The sequence below is a fragment of the Streptococcus sp. HMSC057G03 genome (assembly GCF_001808745.1).
Taxonomy (GTDB): domain Bacteria; phylum Bacillota; class Bacilli; order Lactobacillales; family Streptococcaceae; genus Streptococcus; species Streptococcus parasanguinis_Z.
Map to the genome: position 1 here is coordinate 72185 of NZ_KV794417.1, position 17355 is coordinate 89539.

At 40.8% G+C, this 17355-nt stretch carries 19 protein-coding genes and 1 tRNA gene; 6 read left to right on the top strand and 14 right to left on the bottom strand.

All coding sequences use genetic code 11. The features are described from left to right. The first annotated feature begins 182 nt into the window (after positions 1-182). From HMPREF2686_RS01880 to serS, 5 genes are all read left to right on the top strand, one after another. Positions 183-1172 (top strand): PTS sugar transporter subunit IIB, encoded by a 990-nt coding sequence (locus tag HMPREF2686_RS01880; protein ID WP_003010431.1) that lies wholly within the window; start codon positions 183-185, stop codon positions 1170-1172. A 27-nt stretch (positions 1173-1199) separates the two neighbouring features. Continuing rightward, a complete protein-coding gene (locus HMPREF2686_RS01885; protein ID WP_048789380.1) occupies positions 1200-2003 on the top strand; it encodes a PTS mannose/fructose/sorbose transporter subunit IIC in 804 nt (267 codons plus the stop codon). An 18-nt stretch (positions 2004-2021) separates the two neighbouring features. Further along, positions 2022-2933 (top strand): PTS system mannose/fructose/sorbose family transporter subunit IID, encoded by a 912-nt coding sequence (locus HMPREF2686_RS01890; protein ID WP_061604608.1) that lies wholly within the window; start codon positions 2022-2024, stop codon positions 2931-2933. A gap of 80 nt (positions 2934-3013) precedes the next feature. Beyond that, positions 3014-3382, top strand: a complete 369-nt coding sequence (locus HMPREF2686_RS01895; RefSeq protein WP_023920226.1) for a DUF956 family protein — start codon at positions 3014-3016, stop codon at positions 3380-3382. A gap of 217 nt (positions 3383-3599) precedes the next feature. Beyond that, positions 3600-4877: a serine--tRNA ligase gene (gene serS / locus HMPREF2686_RS01900; protein ID WP_070449019.1), complete on the top strand. Its 1278-nt coding sequence runs from the start codon at positions 3600-3602 to the stop codon at positions 4875-4877. Between the two features lie 42 nt (positions 4878-4919). Here serS and HMPREF2686_RS01905 read toward each other — a convergent pair whose 3' ends face one another. From HMPREF2686_RS01905 to HMPREF2686_RS01965, 13 genes are all read right to left on the bottom strand, one after another. Then, complete coding sequence (locus HMPREF2686_RS01905) at positions 4920-5690, bottom strand: acetyl-CoA carboxylase carboxyl transferase subunit alpha (protein WP_021154504.1); 771 nt, start codon at positions 5688-5690, stop codon at positions 4920-4922. Continuing rightward, complete coding sequence (gene accD, locus HMPREF2686_RS01910; RefSeq protein ID WP_003003810.1) at positions 5683-6549, bottom strand: acetyl-CoA carboxylase, carboxyltransferase subunit beta; 867 nt, start codon at positions 6547-6549, stop codon at positions 5683-5685. The genes HMPREF2686_RS01905 and accD overlap by 8 nt, the downstream gene beginning before the upstream one ends. Before the next feature lie 103 nt (positions 6550-6652). Beyond that, positions 6653-8017 carry an acetyl-CoA carboxylase biotin carboxylase subunit gene (locus tag HMPREF2686_RS01915; RefSeq protein WP_045760281.1) on the bottom strand — a complete coding sequence of 455 codons (1365 nt, stop codon included), beginning with the start codon at positions 8015-8017 and terminating at the stop codon, positions 6653-6655. A gap of 13 nt (positions 8018-8030) precedes the next feature. Then, positions 8031-8456: a 3-hydroxyacyl-ACP dehydratase FabZ gene (gene fabZ / locus HMPREF2686_RS01920; RefSeq protein WP_003004019.1), complete on the bottom strand. Its 426-nt coding sequence runs from the start codon at positions 8454-8456 to the stop codon at positions 8031-8033. Beyond that, on the bottom strand, positions 8453-8941 hold the full coding sequence (accB, locus tag HMPREF2686_RS01925; protein WP_049485573.1) for an acetyl-CoA carboxylase biotin carboxyl carrier protein: 489 nt from the start codon (positions 8939-8941) through the stop codon (positions 8453-8455). The genes fabZ and accB overlap by 4 nt, the downstream gene beginning before the upstream one ends. A gap of 3 nt (positions 8942-8944) precedes the next feature. Further along, positions 8945-10177, bottom strand: coding sequence for a beta-ketoacyl-ACP synthase II (fabF, locus tag HMPREF2686_RS01930; RefSeq protein ID WP_003010454.1), 1233 nt, complete (start codon positions 10175-10177; stop codon positions 8945-8947). 61 nt (positions 10178-10238) lie between these two features. After that, positions 10239-10973, bottom strand: coding sequence for a 3-oxoacyl-[acyl-carrier-protein] reductase (fabG, locus tag HMPREF2686_RS01935; protein ID WP_003010456.1), 735 nt, complete (start codon positions 10971-10973; stop codon positions 10239-10241). 12 nt (positions 10974-10985) lie between these two features. Then, entirely contained in the window at positions 10986-11906 is a 921-nt protein-coding gene (gene fabD, locus HMPREF2686_RS01940) for an ACP S-malonyltransferase (RefSeq protein ID WP_003010459.1), read from the bottom strand. A gap of 22 nt (positions 11907-11928) precedes the next feature. Next, positions 11929-12894 (bottom strand): enoyl-[acyl-carrier-protein] reductase FabK, encoded by a 966-nt coding sequence (gene fabK / locus HMPREF2686_RS01945; RefSeq protein WP_049474390.1) that lies wholly within the window; start codon positions 12892-12894, stop codon positions 11929-11931. A 114-nt stretch (positions 12895-13008) separates the two neighbouring features. Next, positions 13009-13233, bottom strand: coding sequence for an acyl carrier protein (locus HMPREF2686_RS01950; protein WP_003003892.1), 225 nt, complete (start codon positions 13231-13233; stop codon positions 13009-13011). Between the two features lie 58 nt (positions 13234-13291). Beyond that, positions 13292-14266 carry a beta-ketoacyl-ACP synthase III gene (locus HMPREF2686_RS01955; RefSeq protein WP_049474391.1) on the bottom strand — a complete coding sequence of 325 codons (975 nt, stop codon included), beginning with the start codon at positions 14264-14266 and terminating at the stop codon, positions 13292-13294. Continuing rightward, positions 14266-14700 (bottom strand): fatty acid biosynthesis transcriptional regulator FabT, encoded by a 435-nt coding sequence (locus HMPREF2686_RS01960; protein ID WP_003003993.1) that lies wholly within the window; start codon positions 14698-14700, stop codon positions 14266-14268. The genes HMPREF2686_RS01955 and HMPREF2686_RS01960 overlap by 1 nt, the downstream gene beginning before the upstream one ends. Positions 14701-14796: 96 nt before the next feature. Beyond that, entirely contained in the window at positions 14797-15588 is a 792-nt protein-coding gene (locus HMPREF2686_RS01965) for an enoyl-CoA hydratase (protein WP_049506161.1), read from the bottom strand. Between the two features lie 240 nt (positions 15589-15828). On the opposite strand from HMPREF2686_RS01965, the gene HMPREF2686_RS01970 reads away from it, so the two are divergent. Continuing rightward, on the top strand, positions 15829-17184 hold the full coding sequence (locus HMPREF2686_RS01970; RefSeq protein WP_021154497.1) for an aspartate kinase: 1356 nt from the start codon (positions 15829-15831) through the stop codon (positions 17182-17184). Between the two features lie 95 nt (positions 17185-17279). Here the strand turns inward: HMPREF2686_RS01970 and HMPREF2686_RS01975 are convergent. After that, positions 17280-17353, bottom strand: a tRNA-Asn gene (locus HMPREF2686_RS01975). Positions 17354-17355: the final 2 nt, after the last annotated feature.

Below are 17355 nucleotides of genomic sequence, written 5' to 3' on the forward strand. Positions count from 1 at the left end.
ACAAAATGCATTCAAGAGCATTCTTTTTCTATCTAACGATAATTTAATATAATAAATTAATGTTTTTACATCGAGATTTTGATAGAAAAATTGACTTAAGTGTGGAAACGATTTATAATAAAGTAGCTTAAAGTTTTCTTAAACTGAAAGTCAAACAAATTTTATAAGGAGGAATGTCAATAATGAGTATTGGTATCATTATTGCTAGCCACGGTGAATTTGCAGCTGGAATCCACCAATCCGGCTCGATGATCTTTGGGGATCAAGAGAAAGTTCAAGTGGTTACGTTCATGCCAAGTGAAGGCCCGGATGATCTCTATGCTAAATTTAATGCAGCTGTTGCCGCATTTGATGCAGAAGATGAAGTCTTGGTTTTGGCTGACCTTTGGAGTGGTTCTCCATTTAACCAAGCAAGTCGCGTCATGGGAGAAAATCCAGATCGTAAATTTGCGATCATCACAGGATTGAACCTTCCGATGTTGATTCAAGCTTATACAGAACGGTTGATGGATGCAAATGCCGGCGTTGATCAAGTCGCTGCAAACATCATCAAGGAAGCAAAAGACGGTGTCAAAGCCCTTCCAGAAGAATTGAATCCTGTTGAAGAAGCTAGTACAGCCGCTGCTGCTCCTGTAGCCCAAGCTGCTATTCCAGAAGGAACGGTTATCGGAGATGGAAAACTCAAGATTAACCTTGCCCGCTTAGATACACGTCTTCTTCATGGACAAGTCGCAACTGCTTGGACACCTGATTCAAAAGCCGATCGGATCATTGTTGCTTCAGATTCTGTTGCCAAAGATGAACTCCGTAAGGAATTGATCAAACAAGCGGCACCAAATGGTGTGAAAGCAAACGTTGTCCCAATTCAAAAATTGATCGACGTTGCTAAAGATCCACGTTTTGGAAATACCCATGCTTTGATCTTATTTGAAACACCTCAAGATGCTCTTCGCGCCATCGAAGGTGGTGTTCCGATTAAAACCTTGAACGTTGGTTCAATGGCCCACTCAACTGGTAAAACCATGGTGAACAATGTGTTATCAATGGATAAAGATGACGTGGCTACATTTGAAAAAATGCGTGATCTTGGAGTAGAATTTGACGTCCGTAAAGTGCCAAATGACTCTAAGAAAGATTTGTTTGACTTAATTAACAAAGCTAACGTTCAATAATCGATTACTTACGAAAGGATTTTAAACATGTCTATTATTTCTATGGTATTAGTGGTCGTTGTTGCCTTCTTAGCAGGTCTTGAAGGTATCCTTGACCAATTCCAATTCCACCAACCCCTTGTTGCTTGTACCTTAATCGGTTTGGTAACAGGTAATTTGACTGCTGGCATTATGCTTGGTGGTTCACTTCAATTTATTGCACTTGGCTGGGCAAACATTGGTGCCGCAGTTGCACCCGATGCTGCCCTTGCATCTGTCGCTGCTGCCATCATCATGGTACTTGGGGGAGACTTCAGTACAAAAGGAATCGCTGTCGCTCAAGGTGTCGCTATTCCACTTGCAGTTGCTGGTCTTTTCTTGACCATGATCGTCCGTACCCTTTCCGTTGGTTTGGTTCACACTGCCGACGCTGCTGCTAGAAAAGGGGATATCAAAGGTGTAGAACGCGCTCACTTTGTGGCCCTTCTTCTTCAAGGTCTTCGTATCGCCATTCCTGCAGCCCTCTTGTTGATGATTCCTGCTGAAACTGTCAAAACTGCTCTTGAACAAATGCCAAAATGGCTCTCTGATGGAATGCAAATCGGTGGTGGTATGGTTGTAGCCGTTGGTTATGCCATGGTTATCAACATGATGGCGAGCCGTGAAGTATGGCCATTCTTTGCCATCGGTTTTGCTCTTGCAGCCGTTAGCCAATTAACTTTGATCGCTCTTGGAGCAATCGGTGTTGCCCTTGCCTTGATCTACCTTACTCTTTCTAAGAAAGGTGGCAATGGAGGTGGCGGTGCCGCTACTTCTAACGATCCAATTGGCGACATTCTCGAAGACTATTAAGAAAGGTGTGACACTATCATGACTGAAAAATTACAATTATCTAAATCAGATCGTCAAAAGGTTTGGTGGCGTTCAACCTTCTTGCAAGGTTCTTGGAACTATGAACGGATGCAAAACTTGGGTTGGGCATACTCATTGATCCCAGCTATCAAAAAACTTTATACGAAGAAAGAAGACCAAGCGGCTGCTCTTGAGCGTCACATGGAATTCTTTAACACTCACCCATACGTTGCCGCTCCTATCATCGGGGTAACGCTTGCTCTTGAAGAAGAAAGAGCAAACGGTGCCGCTATTGACGATGCTGCCATCCAAGGGGTTAAAATTGGTATGATGGGTCCTTTGGCGGGTATCGGAGATCCAGTCTTCTGGTTTACAGTACGTCCTATCCTTGGTGCCCTTGGTGCATCACTTGCTGCGTCTGGTAACATCCTTGGCCCACTCATCTTCTTTATCGCATGGAATGCGATTCGTATGGCCTTCTTGTGGTACACGCAAGAACTTGGTTACAAAGCAGGTTCTGAAATTACCAAAGATATGTCTGGTGGGATCTTGCAAGACATCACTAAAGGGGCTTCTATCCTTGGGATGTTCATCCTCGCTGTCTTGGTAGAACGTTGGGTATCTATTAAATTCGTCTTCAATGTTTCTTCTGTCAAATTAGACGACAAAGCTTATATCCACTGGGATAAACTTCCTGAAGGATACAAGGGTATCCAAGAAGCCTTCGCTCAAGTTGGTTCAGGCCTATCTCAAACACCTGAAAAAGTTACAACTTTCCAACAAAACTTGGATTCATTGATTCCTGGTTTGATGGGATTACTTCTTACTTTTGCTTGTATGTGGTTGTTGAAGAAAAAAGTATCTCCAATCACCATCATCATCGCTCTCTTTGTAATCGGTGTACTAGCACACGTTGCTGGCTTGATGTAAGCAAAGATCAACTAAAAAGAAGGTTTCGGCCTTCTTTTTATTATGATATAATGGAGTGAACAGCAATACAGGAGGATCTCATGGCTCAATCATTGAATAAAACCGTTGAATTCCATACTACAGGGGTTTCTTACCTTGGAGTGGGGGGAAAGGTTGGAAAAATCCTAGTCGGGAATGCCGCTTTTGAATTTTATGCGGATGCAAATGTAGAAGACTACATCCAAATTCCCTGGCAAGAAATCGAGCGAATCGGAGCCAATGTATCCGGACGTAAAATTAGCCGCCATTTTGAAATCTATACCAGAGAATCAAAATTTCTCTTTGCTTCAAAAGACTCTGGAAAAATTTTAAAGATTGCTCGGGAACATCTAGGAAATGATAAAATTGTCAAACTTCCTACGTTGATCCAAATCATCACGGCTAAAATTAAAAATCTATTTGCAAAATAGGATCTTTTCTTGTATAATAGACGCAAACGGATAAGTAAGTTAAGAGGTTCTTTCAGAAAGTCTGCGGTTGCTGCGAGCAGATAGGAATCTTAATTGAAATTCTACCGTTTCTTTAAAATACAATATCGAATCAAGTGCACACCTGTGAAGTTGGATGGAACCGTGGCTCTGCCACTCCAACACTCTAACAGGTGTGTTTTTTGTTAAAGGAGAAGCTATGTTAGATATTAAACGAATTCGTACAGACTTTGATACGGTTGCTAAAAAATTGGCAACACGTGGCGTAGATGCAACTATTTTGAATGAAATGAAAGAAATCGATGCCAAACGTCGAGATATCTTAGTCAAAGTAGAAAATCTCAAAGCAGAGCGTAACACTGTATCTGCTGAAATCGCACAAGCTAAACGCAACAAGGAAAATGCAGATGATAAGATTGCTGCCATGCAAACCCTCTCTACAGAAGTCAAAGCATTGGATACAGAATTGGCTGAAATCGATGCAAAATTAACTGAATTCACTACTACCCTTCCAAACATCCCTGCTGATAGTGTCCCTGTTGGAGCAGATGAGGATGACAATGTTGAGGTTCGTCGTTGGGGAACACCGCGCGAATTTGGCTTTGAACCAAAAGCTCACTGGGATTTAGGTGAAGACCTTGATATCCTTGACTGGGAACGCGGGGCTAAAGTCACTGGTGCTCGTTTCCTCTTCTACAAAGGACTTGGGGCTCGCTTAGAACGCGCTATCTACAACTTCATGTTGGACGAACATGGCAAGGAAGGCTACACTGAAGTCATCCCTCCTTACATGGTCAACCATGATTCTATGTTTGGTACTGGTCAGTATCCAAAATTCAAGGAAGATACTTTTGAACTTAGCGATACCAATTATGTCCTCATTCCAACAGCTGAAGTTCCTTTGACAAACTACTATCGCGATGAAATTCTTGATGGAAAAGACCTTCCAATCTACTTCACCGCTATGAGTCCATCATTCCGTTCAGAAGCTGGTTCAGCTGGTCGTGATACTCGTGGATTGATCCGTTTGCACCAATTCCATAAGGTTGAAATGGTGAAATTTGCTAAACCAGAAGAATCATATGATGAATTGGAAAAAATGGTTGTCAATGCTGAAAATATCCTTCAAAAACTGAACCTTCCATACCGTGTGGTAGCTCTCTCAACGGGAGACATGGGCTTCTCAGCTGCCAAGACTTATGACTTGGAAGTATGGATTCCAGCGCAAAACACCTACCGTGAAATCTCAAGCTGTTCTAATACAGAAGATTTCCAAGCTCGCCGTGCGCAAATCCGCTACCGTGATGAAGCAGATGGCAAGGTAAAACTCCTTCACACTTTGAACGGTTCAGGGTTAGCTGTCGGACGTACCGTCGCTGCTATTCTTGAAAACTACCAAAACGAAGACGGTTCTGTGACCATTCCAGAAGTCCTTCGCCCATACATGGGTGGCGCAGAAGTCATCGCACCAAAATAAAGTTTAAAAAAACTGAGTCTTGCAAATTGCAAGCTCAGTTTTTTAATATTTACGAAAACGTTGGTAGCGTTGCTCCAGAAGCTCTTCGAGAGGTAAAGCTTGTAAAACCTTTAACTCTTCCTGTAATTCCTTCTTCACTTGAGCCAGTAGTTCTCCATTTGAAAATCCATGCTCGGGAATCACCTTATCGACAATTTCCATATTTAACAATTCGTGAGAAGTAATCTTCATCAACTCTGCTGCTTCCATGGCACGACTTCCATCTTTCCAAAGAATAGAGGCAAAACCTTCTGGACTCAAGACCGCATAGATGGAGTTCTCAAGCATCCAGACCTTATCTGCCACAGCAAGAGCCAAGGCACCACCAGAGCCACCTTCTCCGATGATAATTGCGATAATTGGAACTTTTAGATCACTCATTTCCATGAGGTTACGGGCAATGGCTTCACCTTGTCCTCGTTCTTCAGCACCAACACCAGGATAAGCACCCGCTGTATTGATAAAGGTCACAACTGGACGACCAAATTTCTCCGCTTGCTTCATGAGGCGCAAAGCTTTTCGATAGCCTTCTGGATGGGGTTGCCCAAAATTACGTTTTAGATTATCTTGAAGATTTTTTCCTTTTTGGATTCCAACGACTGTAACCGTTTGATCGCCTAAGCGTCCAATCCCACCAATCACCGCACCATCATCACGGAAGTTTCGATCTCCATGTAATTCGATAAAATCATCAAAAATTCCTTGAGCAAAATCAAGCGCAGTCAATCTTCCTTGGTCACGTGCTTCTTTAATAATCTGTGTTATTTTACTCATGTTTACCTCCATGAAGGGCTAATAATTGTCCAACTGTCGCTCGGATTTGACTTCTCTCCACGATCAAGTCTACAAATCCATGTTCTTGTAGAAATTCTGCTTTTTGGAAATCATCAGGCAATTTTTCACGCACAGTTGATTCGATCACGCGTCGACCAGCAAACCCAACCAAGGCTTGACTCTCTGCCATGATAATATCACCTTCCATAGCAAATGAGGCTGTCACCCCACCAGTTGTCGGATCTGTCAATACCGTCAAATAGAATAATTTTTCTTTGGAATGGCGTTGAACAGCCGCAGAAATTTTTGCCATTTGCATCAAACTCACGATTCCTTCTTGCATCCGAGCACCACCGGAAGCGGTAAAAAGAACAACTGGCAATTTTTCTTTTGTCGCAAATTCAAATAAACGAGTAATTTTTTCGCCTACTACAGAACCCATTGAAGCCATGATAAAGTTGGAATCCATGATCCCAAGCGCAACTTTTTGACCTTTAATCAAGGCAGTTCCAGTCAGGACAGCTTCATCCAGTCCTGTCATTTCCCGCACTGCTGCTAGTTTCTTCTTATAATTTGGGAAATTCAAAGGATCTGTCGTTTCGATTCCTGTAAACATTTCTTCAAAGCTAGCTGGATCCACTGTCAGCGCCAAGCGTTCTTTAGCAGAAATACGGAAGGTATAGCCACAATTCGGGCAGACACGCTCACTACCTAAATCCTTTTGGTAAATGGTATGTTTACAACCTGGGCATTGTGAAAATAGTTCATCAGGAACTTCAGGTTTTGGCTGAGGCTCCTTCCAGGCTGACCTATTCGGATTGATCCGAATATATTTATCTTTTTTAGAAAATAATGCCATTACTTACTCCTTATAATATGCTACAGTATTTGAAGCATTACTATAAAAGCCTGAAACTGTGAAGATGATGTTCATACTTCCCTCACAAGTCCAGGCTTTTTCATCATTCCTTATTATAATTTGGAAGGAATTGTTCCATCAAAAATGCAGTGTCATAATCACCAGCGATCACATGTGAATCTGAAATCAAATCCAACTGGAAACTGCTATTGGTGGTGACACCATCGATTTCCAACTCATAAAGAGCACGCTGCATTTTCATCAGTGCATCAAAGCGATTTTCCCCATGGACAATGATCTTGGCAATCATACTATCATAGTATGGTGGAATCGTATACCCAGGATACACAGCAGAATCCACACGCAAGCCAACCCCACCACTTGGAAGATAGAGATTAGTGATCTTACCAGGGCTAGGTGCAAAGTTGAAGGAAGGATTTTCCGCATTGATCCGGCATTCAATCGCATGGCCTTTAATGACAATATCCTCTTGAGTAACGGATAATTCTTGGCCAGCTGCGATTTTAATCTGTTCCTTAACGATATCAACTCCTGTTACAAATTCCGTGACAGGATGCTCTACTTGGACACGGGTATTCATTTCCATAAAGTAGAACTCACCCTTGCCTTCATCATACAAGAATTCAATCGTTCCAGCATTCTCGTACCCAACTGATTCAGCTGCACGAACAGCTGCAGAACCAATCCGATCACGAAGCGTTTTTCCAATAGCAATCGAAGGGGATTCTTCTAGAACTTTTTGGTTATTTCGTTGAAGAGAACAATCGCGTTCACCTAAGTGAATAACATGTCCATGCTGATCCGCTAAAATCTGTACTTCAATGTGGCGTGCCGGATAAATCACCCGTTCCATATACATGGCACCATTTCCAAAAGCAGCTTGAGCTTCTGAGGAAGCAGATTCAAAAGCAGCAACCAAATCTTCTGGTTTTTCAACCTTCCGAATTCCTTTACCACCGCCTCCTGCAGATGCTTTCAACATCACAGGGTAACCAATACGCTCTGCAATCTCGAGGGCTTCTTCAGCAGTATACACTTCACCATCTGATCCAGGAATAACAGGTACTCCTGCTTTGATCATCTGTTTACGAGCATTAATCTTATCCCCCATCAAATCCATGACTTTAGCAGAAGGACCAATAAATTTAATGCCCACTTCCTCACACATGGTCGCAAATTTTGAGTTTTCACTTAAAAATCCAAAACCAGGATGGATAGCTTCTGCTCCTGTTAGAACAGCTGCAGACAAGACAGCACTCATATTCAAATAAGACTCTGTTGATTTAGCAGGTCCAATACAGACTGCTTCATCCGCTAGTAAGGTATGCAAGGCTTCTTTATCAGCAGTAGAATACACTGCAACCGTCTCGATGCCAAGTTCACGAGCCGCACGAATAATACGAACTGCAATCTCACCACGATTGGCGATTAAGATCTTACGAAACATAGATAGGCCTTTCTTAATTTCCAATTGCAAACGTAAGCGTTCCTGAAGCTGCAAGCTTACCGTCTACTTCTGCTTTCGCTTCAACAACAGCAATTGTTCCACGACGTTTGACAAAAGTAGCTGTCATCACCAGTTGATCTCCTGGAACGACTTGTTTTTTAAACTTCACCTTGTCCATCCCTGCATAAAAGACTAATTTTCCTTTATTTTCAGGTTTTGACAACTCTAGTACACCTGCTGTTTGTGCCAAAGCTTCCATGATGAGAACACCTGGCATAACAGGATATTGTGGAAAATGTCCATTAAAAAATGGTTCATTAATTGTCACGTTCTTAATGGCAACAATCGTATCTTCGCTTGTTTCCAATACGCGATCCACCAAAAGCATTGGGTAACGATGCGGCAAAGCCTCACGAATAGCATTAATATCAATTGTCATTTGATTCGAACCAATCCTTTTCCAAATTCAACCATTTCTTCATTCGTTACCAAAATTTCAGTGACTACCCCATCTTTAGGTGCTGGGACTTCATTCATCACTTTCATGGCTTCGATAATCAAGAGTGTTTGACCCTTAGTAACTTTGTCTCCTACAGATACAAAGGCTGATTTATCCGGTGCTGGCGACAAGTAAGCCACCCCAACCAATGGACTTTCAACCACATCACCTTCTGCAGCCTGAGCTGGAGCAGCAACTGGTTCAGTCGCTACAGCTGGAGTTGCTGGGGCTTCAACAACAGGGGCTACTACAGGAGTTTGAGGAGTTGCTACCACTTCAACTGCAGGAGCAACCGGTGTAGCCGCAACTGAACTCGTTTGGTTTTTACTCAAATTCAATTCTTCGCCATTATTTTTATATGAGAATTCACGCAAAGTTGACGCATCAAATTGAGCCAACAAATCTTTGATTTCAGAAATATTCATGAATTAACCCTCCCAACGTTTAAAGGCCAGAACAGCATTGTGTCCTCCAAAACCAAAGGTATTTGAGATAGCATACTGAATATCCGCTTCTTGACCTTCACCATAAACAACGTTTGCTTCGATATAGTCAGACAATTCTTTGGTACCAGCAGTTTTTGGTACAAAGCTGTGACGAATCGCTTCGATGGTAGCAATCGCTTCAACCGCACCAGCAGCACCAAGCAAGTGTCCTGTAAATGATTTAGTAGATGATACAGGAACTTCTTTACCAAGTACAGAAACAATAGCTCCGCTTTCACCTTTCTCATTGGCAGGTGTAGAGGTACCATGCGCATTGACATAATCGACATCTTCAGGTTTGATACCAGCTTCATTAATAGCCAATTTAATTGCTTTAGCCGCACCTGAACCATCTGGTGTTGGTGTTGTCATGTGGTAGGCATCACAGTTTGAACCGTAACCAACTATTTCAGCTAAAATATTAGCACCACGTTTTTGGGCATGTTCCAAACTTTCGATGACAAGAACCCCTGCACCTTCCCCCATCACAAAACCATTGCGGTCTTTGTCAAATGGAATAGATGAGCGTTCTGGGTCTTCCGTTGTTGAAAGGGCCGTAAGGGCATTGAAACCACCGATACCAATCTTAGTAATCGAAGCTTCAGCACCACCTGCCAAAACAACATCATGCATACCAAATTTAATTTCACGGAAAGCTTCACCAATTGCATCATTGGCAGAAGCACAAGCTGTTGTCACGGATTTACATACCCCTTGAGCCCCAATCTTAAGTGCGATATTTCCAGCACCCATGTTTGAAAGAGCTTTTGGAATAAACATTGGTTGGATTCTCTTCATCCCACGTTCATGCATCCGGATAATTTGATCTTCCAATTCTTGCAAACCACCGATACCAGATGATACAATCACACCTACACGATCGCGGTCTTCTTCTTCCATGTTCAAGCCTGAATTTTCAATAGCTTCCATCGCAGCATAGATTGCATACAATGAGTAAGTATCCATACGATTTTGATCTTTTTTTACAAAATATTTATCGAATGGGAAATCTTGAATTTCACCAGCATTAAAGACTGGAATTTCAGAAGCATCAAATTTCGTAATGGGTTTGATCCCAATTTTTCCTTCATGAAGGCTATTCCAAAATTCTTCTGGTGTATTTCCGATTGGTGAGGTTACACCATAACCTGTAACAACAACACGATTTGTAGACATATATATTCTCCTTTTGTCGGATGGATATTTAAGTAAGTGATTTTCGATCAGTGAGCATTCATTATTGCATAGTCATTCCGCCATCAATGGCAATTGTTTGACCAGTTAAATATTCTTGACCTGCTAAGAAAGCCGCAACTTCTGCCACTTCTTCAGCTTGACCAATTCGTTTCATTGGCACTTGAGCTAGCATGGCATCTTTCATTTTCTCTGGAATAGCATCAGTCATATCTGATTCAATGAAACCAGGTGCAATGGCATTCACACGAACGCCACGAGCCGCAACTTCACGCGCTACTGATTTAGTGAAACCAATCAAACCAGCTTTTGAAGCCGCATAGTTCGCTTGACCGATATTCCCCATTAGACCAACAACAGAGGACATGTTGATAATGGCCCCTTGACGAGCTTTAGACATCGGTTTTAAGACAGCTTGAGTCATATTAAAGGCACCTGTCAAGTTGATTTTCAAGACCCGTTCAAAATCTTCTTCAGTCATTTTCAACATCAACTTGTCGTTTGTGATGCCAGCGTTATTGACCAAAACATCAACACTTCCAAGCTTTTCAATTGCTTCAGCTACCATACGTTGCGCATCTTCGCCATTAGAAATATCCCCAGAAATACCAACAACAGTCACACCATAGTCAGCAAACTGCGCAAGCAAGTCCTCAGAAATTTCAGAACGTCCATTTAGGACAACATTAGCACCGAGACTCGCAAATTTATGAGCCACAGCCAATCCAATTCCGCGTGTTGAACCTGTTACAAAAACATTTTTATTTTTAAGTTCCATCTTTACCTCGTTTTAAGCATTCAGAAGTGCATCTAGACTAGCCTGATCTTCGACGTTATGAGTTGGAAGAGTTTTATCAATTTTCTTCAAGAATCCTGACAAGACTTTTCCAGGTCCGATCTCGATGACCTCATCTACACCAAATTCTTGAATCGTAGCAATTGAATCATAGAAACGAACCGGTTCTTTTACTTGACGGGCCAAAAGTGCTTTCACATCTTCTGACTTCATGATAGTAGCTTCTGTATTCCCAACTAAAGGAAGATCAAAATCATTAAATGATACTTTTTCTAGTTCAGCCGCCAATTTTTGACTAGCAGATTCCAGTAAGGCTGTGTGGAATGGACCTGACACATTCAAAGGGATCAAGCGTTTGGCACCTGCTTCCTGCAATAGTTCCACAGCATAGTCCACAGCCGCAACCTCACCACCAATCACAATTTGTGCTGGCGTATTGTAGTTAGCTGGTGTTACTACACCCTTTTCGGATGCTTGTTGACAAATCTCCTCGATCAAACTTGGGTCTGTATTCATAACAGCAACCATTTTCCCACTTCCAGCGGGAGCTGCCGTTTCCATGAATTCACCTCGTTTCGCAACCAAAGCTACTGCATCTTCAAACGAAAGAGCTCCAGCCGCAACCAGGGCAGAATATTCCCCCAAAGAGAGACCGGCAACAATATCAGGAGTGATACCATTTTCTACTAAGAGACGATAAATGGCTACTGACGTTGTCAAAATAGCTGGTTGAGTATAGCGTGTCTGATTCAGTTTTTCTTCGTTAGAATCAATCAATTCACGCAAATCATAGCCTAGAATACGACTAGCCGTATCAAATGTCTCTTTAACAACGGGATAAGCCGCATACAAATCGCTCGCCATGCCCAATTTCTGAGCCCCTTGACCAGCAAATAAGAACGCACGTTTTGTCACTATCCTAATCCTTTCGACGTTTTTAGACGTTTACATCTGCCCAACGAGCAGCTTCTTCTTTAATCACCTTGGCAGCACCTGTGTAAAGGTCTTCCAAGATTTCTGCACATGTTTCTTCTTTACGAACAAGACCTGCAATTTGTCCAGCCATAACTGAACCATATTCCACATCTCCATCAACAACAGCGTTACGAAGGGCACCTGCACCAAGCTCTTCAATTTCCTCTTGAGTCTTCTTACCAGCCAAGAAATCTTTTTCAGCTTGGTTATATTCTGTAGCCAATTTATTCTTAATCGCACGAACTGGGTGTCCAACAACTGAGGCTGAAATAACAGTATCAATATCTTTAGCCTTCAAAATCTTATCTTTGAAGTTTTGGTGTGCATTAGATTCCTTAGCAACAGCGAAACGAGTACCAACCTGAACAGCTTCTGCTCCAAGCATAAGAACAGCAGCCATACCACGTCCATCTGCAACACCACCAGCACCAATAACTGGGATAGATACCGCATTCGCAACCTGGCGAACAAGTGCCATGGTTGTCAATTTACCAATGTGACCACCAGCTTCCATACCTTCTGCGACAACAGCATCAGCTCCAAGTTTTTCCATACGTTTAGCAAGTGCTACCGATGGAATAACTGGGATTACTGTAATTCCAGCTTCGTGGAAACGCTCCATATATTTACCTGGGTTTCCGGCACCTGTTGTAACAACCTTAACACCCTCTTCGATAACGAGGTCGACGATGTCATCTGCAAATGGTGACAAAAGCATGATATTAACACCGAATGGTTTGTCAGTGATTTGTTTTACTCTATCAATATTAGCTTTTACCACTTCTTTAGGGGCATTACCACCACCAATAATTCCGAGTCCACCAGCATTTGAAACGGCTCCAGCCAAGTCTCCATCAGCAACCCAGGCCATACCACCTTGGAAGATTGGATATTTAATATTCAATAGTTCAGTAATTCGTGTTTGCATTATACCTACCTCTTTTTTCACTTAAGTAATAGTTTGAGTTTAAAAGATTGTTTCTTTGAGCCTCAAACTATTACCTAAATAAGAGAGAATATCTTTCGATACTCTCATCTATCATTATTTTGTTTTTTCTTCTACGTAAGCGACAAGGTCACCAACTGTAGACAATCCTTCTTCAGTTTCGATTTGGATGTCAAAAGCATCTTCAATTTCAGAGATAACTTGGAACAAATCCAATGAATCTGCTTCTAAATCTTCGAATGTAGATTCAAGAGTTACTTCTGATGGTTCTTTACCAAGTTCTTCAACGATAATTTCTTGTACTTTTTCAAATACTGCCATGATAGGCCTCCTTAAAAAATAATATATAAATTTTTTAAATGTGTTTCCACATGTTTAACTAGATTGTAACAAGAAGTGTGCCCCATGTCAAACCTCCACCGAATCCTGTTAGAAGAATTTTTTGACTTCCATCCATCTTGATTCGATGATTCTCGACACACTCCGATAATAGAATGGGGATACTAGCAGCACTAGTGTTCCCATATTCCATCATATTTGCTGGGATTTTCTCTCTAGAGACACCCAGTTTTTTTGACATCTTATCTAACATTCGGTCATTCGCCTGGTGTAACAGAAAATAGTCAATCTCTTCTGCTTCCATAGAGGCGTCTGCTATAATTTTTTGAATACTTTTCGTGACATCACGAATGGCAAAATCAAAAACTGCCCGTCCATCCATTGTCAGATATCTTCGATCGGAAACTTCATCTGAATAAGGGGAAGACAGCCCCAAATAGCAAGACTCAAGACTAGCACCTCGGCTACCATCTGTAAAAAGATTCTCAGCCAAAAACGATTTTTGATCGCTTGCTTCAAGCAAGACACCACCAGCTCCATCTCCAAAAAGGACTGAAGTGGAACGGTCTGACCAGTCTAATACTTTTGAAAGCGTCTCACTACCGATCACAATTCCTCGCCGGTACATACCTGAAGAAATGTATTTTTCAGCAGTGGCTAATGCAAATACAAATCCGCTACATGCTGCAGTCAGATCAAAGGCAAAAGCTCGAGAAGCTCCAATATTAGCTTGTACCCGGGCTGCAGTTGATGGCATTAAGCTGTCTGGAGTAATCGTAGCAACAACGATGAAATCAATTTCCTCAGCATCTAAGTTTGCTTTTGCTAATAATCTTTGTGCAACAATTGTTGCTAGATCACTTGTCGTCTCATCTTTTGAAATGTGACGCCGAAAGATACCTGTCCGACTACTGATCCATTCATCACTTGTATCCATGATCTCAGCCAAATCATCATTTGATACGACTTGGTCAGGTGCATAATGAGCAACTTGACTAATTTTAGCAAAGACCATTATTTAATTTCCTCCAAGAAACGATACAGATTTTGCAATCCTTTTTGCATCACTTTCTTCTCTTCGGGACTCATATCTCCAATAATCTGGTTGACCATCCGTTTATGGAATTGCTGATGAAGACGATAAAGTAGACGACCGTTCTTCGTTAAACTCAAGTGTACAACCCGGCGATCAACTTCCGATCTTCTTCTTTCGATATACCCTTTGCGCTCAAGATTATTCAAACTTGTCGTGACAGTCCCCAAAGTCACCATCAACTCCCGTGAAATATCACTCGGGGTTGCATTCGGTGTCGAACCAATCACATCGATCGTATGCATTTCTTTAATAGAAACATCTTTGAATCGACTTGCTCTTAGACTCGACTCCTCAATAACCAAAACATTATTAAAGATGGATGTTAAATAGTCGTTAACTAATTGGTAATTCAAAACTCCACCTCCTAATTTTACTTTGATAGTCAAATTTTATCAAAAATGAAAATAATTTGCAAGCATTTTTTCACAAAACATAGAAAAATTACAAATTTATTTTCCTTTAAATTGTGGCCGACGTTTCTCAGAGTAGGCAATAACCCCTTCCTTGAAATCTTCTGTAAATGCTAGTTTCTTTTGCAAATCCAATTCAAGACACGCATATTGGTCCCATTCTTTCAAGAATGCTTCCCAAACCATTTCTTTCATGGCAGCATAAGAATTTGAAGATCCTCTTCTTAATTTTTTAAGCAATTGCTCAACTGTTTTATCGAGTCTTTCAGATTCACAAACACGATAAGCTAGGCCATAATCAAATGCCTTTTCAGCAGTCAAGGCTTCACCCGTCATTACTAAATGAGTAGCCCGAGACATGCCAATGGCTTTTCCTAACAAGAATAACCCACCCGCATCCGGTGCTAAACCAACCCCAACAAAGGCTTGGATAAATTTAGTACGATCACTAATAATACAAAAATCAACAGCTACTGCAATGTTAGCAGCTGCTCCAGCAACCGCTCCATCTGCCACCATAATAACCGGTTTTGGCAATTGCTTGATTTTCTTTGAAATCGTATTAACTAATTCGGCAATTAAAACAAGAGACTCGATGTCATCCGCATCGACTGCGCGTTTCATTTCGCTTAAATCTCCACCAACTGAAAAGATTTTCCCTTCTGCTGATAGAATAATGAATTTTACTTCCTCATTTTTTTCTGCATCTTCCAGGGCAACTAAAATTTCCTGACACATTGGAATGTTAAAACCATTGGATACTTCAGGACGATTTAAAGAGATTGTCGCGAGGTCGTTTTCGACAGAATACAAAATTGTTTCAAACATCACAGACTCCTTTTGTTTAAATATAAAATATTTTGATATTAAAACTTTTGAATTATAACATATCATACCACAAAAAAGTAAAATAGTAAAATATATCTATAAGATGTAACAAAATTGTAAAATTTGAATAATTACAATTTCTCTCTTCTACAGAATCAATTATTTTATGCCCTATCTGTAAATACATTGTATCAATAACTGAACTTTGGTATAATGTATTAATGAAACTATTAAGGAGAAAATATGAAAGTAACTAAATTCGGTGGAAGTTCTCTAGCATCAGCTTCTCAATTAAAAAAAGTACTTAATATCATTAAAGATGATCCAGAAAGAAGATTTGTAGTTGTATCAGCTCCAGGCAAACGCAACGCTGAAGATACAAAAGTAACAGATGCACTGATCCGCTATTATAAAGAATTTACTTCAGATAAGGATGTCACACAAACACAACAGTGGATTATTGAACGTTATCGTGCCATTACAGAAGAATTGGGTCTCAAAGATTCCATTATTCAAGAAATTGCTGAAGATATCTATGATTTAACAAATTTACCTAAAAAAGGGAATCCATTCACATACGATGCATTCCTAGCAGCAGGCGAAAATAACAATGCTAAACTCATTGCTGCTTATTTCAATCAAAATGGATTAGAAGCAAGATACATCCATCCAAAAGAGGCAGGAATTACAGTCACTGCAGAACCTTCCAACGCTCGTATATTACCATCTAGTTACGATAAAATTGAAGAACTAAAAGACTCAAGTGAAGTGATTGTCATTCCAGGTTTCTTTGGTGTTACTCAAGATGGTGACATTTGTACATTTTCTCGTGGTGGATCTGACATTACAGGATCGATCATTGCAGCAGGTGTAAAAGCAGACTTATACGAAAACTTTACAGACGTAAATGGTATCTTTGCAGCACATCCAGGTATTATTAAACACCCACATTCTATTCCTGAATTAACCTACAAAGAAATGCGTGAATTGGCCTACGCTGGTTTTTCAGTATTGCATGATGAAGCACTCGTTCCAGCATACAGAGGTAAAATTCCATTAGTCATTAAAAATACTAATAATCCAGACCACCCTGGAACCCGCATTGTTTTGGAACATTCAAATGATCATGTGACTGTTGTAGGGATTGCAGGTGATTCAGGATTCGTTAGTATTAACACTACAAAATACCTTATGAACCGCGAAGTCGGTTTTGGTCGAAAAGTCCTTCAAATTTTAGAAGATCTCAATATCAGTTGGGAACATATGCCAACAGGAATCGATGACTTGTCCATCATTTTGCGTTCACGTGAACTGACTCCAATCAAAGAACAAGAAATTTTAAAACAATTAACGCAAAAGCTCGAAGTTGACACAGCCGAAATTGAACATGATCTTTCCATCATTATGATTGTTGGTGAGAAAATGAAGAGTCAGGTAGGGGTTACTGCCACTGCAGCCAAAGCACTATCAGAAAATGAAGTGAATATTCAAATGATCTCTCAAGGTTCTAGTGAAGTTTCCATTATGTTCGTTGTAAGTAAAGATCAAGAAGAAAAAGCAATTAAAGCCTTATATCAAGCATTTTTCCCAAATAACTAAATAGAGAAAAGCTCCGTTAACTAAACGGAGCTTTAATTAACATTAAAATGAAAAGTAAAAAAAGAGATCAATTACTTGATCTCTTTTTTTCTATACTCCGCCAGTAGGACTCGAACCTACGACATCATGATTAACAGTCATGCGCTACTACCAACTGAGCTATGGCGGAAT

Coding starts and splice junctions, on each gene's coding strand:
- accB (WP_049485573.1), bottom strand. CDS start 8,941: ATGAATATTTCTGAAATCAAAGATTTGTTGGCTCAATTTGATGCGTCA.
- accD (WP_003003810.1), bottom strand. CDS start 6,549: ATGGCATTATTTTCTAAAAAAGATAAATATATTCGGATCAATCCGAAT.
- HMPREF2686_RS01955 (WP_049474391.1), bottom strand. CDS start 14,266: ATGGTCTTTGCTAAAATTAGTCAAGTTGCTCATTATGCACCTGACCAA.
- HMPREF2686_RS01890 (WP_061604608.1), top strand. CDS start 2,022: ATGACTGAAAAATTACAATTATCTAAATCAGATCGTCAAAAGGTTTGG.
- fabK (WP_049474390.1), bottom strand. CDS start 12,894: ATGCAAACACGAATTACTGAACTATTGAATATTAAATATCCAATCTTC.
- HMPREF2686_RS01885 (WP_048789380.1), top strand. CDS start 1,200: ATGTCTATTATTTCTATGGTATTAGTGGTCGTTGTTGCCTTCTTAGCA.
- HMPREF2686_RS01970 (WP_021154497.1), top strand. CDS start 15,829: ATGAAAGTAACTAAATTCGGTGGAAGTTCTCTAGCATCAGCTTCTCAA.
- HMPREF2686_RS01950 (WP_003003892.1), bottom strand. CDS start 13,233: ATGGCAGTATTTGAAAAAGTACAAGAAATTATCGTTGAAGAACTTGGT.
- fabZ (WP_003004019.1), bottom strand. CDS start 8,456: ATGACAATTGATATTAATGCTATTCGTGAGGCTTTGCCGCATCGTTAC.
- serS (WP_070449019.1), top strand. CDS start 3,600: ATGTTAGATATTAAACGAATTCGTACAGACTTTGATACGGTTGCTAAA.
- HMPREF2686_RS01895 (WP_023920226.1), top strand. CDS start 3,014: ATGGCTCAATCATTGAATAAAACCGTTGAATTCCATACTACAGGGGTT.
- HMPREF2686_RS01915 (WP_045760281.1), bottom strand. CDS start 8,017: ATGTTTCGTAAGATCTTAATCGCCAATCGTGGTGAGATTGCAGTTCGT.
- HMPREF2686_RS01880 (WP_003010431.1), top strand. CDS start 183: ATGAGTATTGGTATCATTATTGCTAGCCACGGTGAATTTGCAGCTGGA.
- fabG (WP_003010456.1), bottom strand. CDS start 10,973: ATGGAACTTAAAAATAAAAATGTTTTTGTAACAGGTTCAACACGCGGA.
- fabF (WP_003010454.1), bottom strand. CDS start 10,177: ATGTCTACAAATCGTGTTGTTGTTACAGGTTATGGTGTAACCTCACCA.
- HMPREF2686_RS01905 (WP_021154504.1), bottom strand. CDS start 5,690: ATGAGTAAAATAACACAGATTATTAAAGAAGCACGTGACCAAGGAAGA.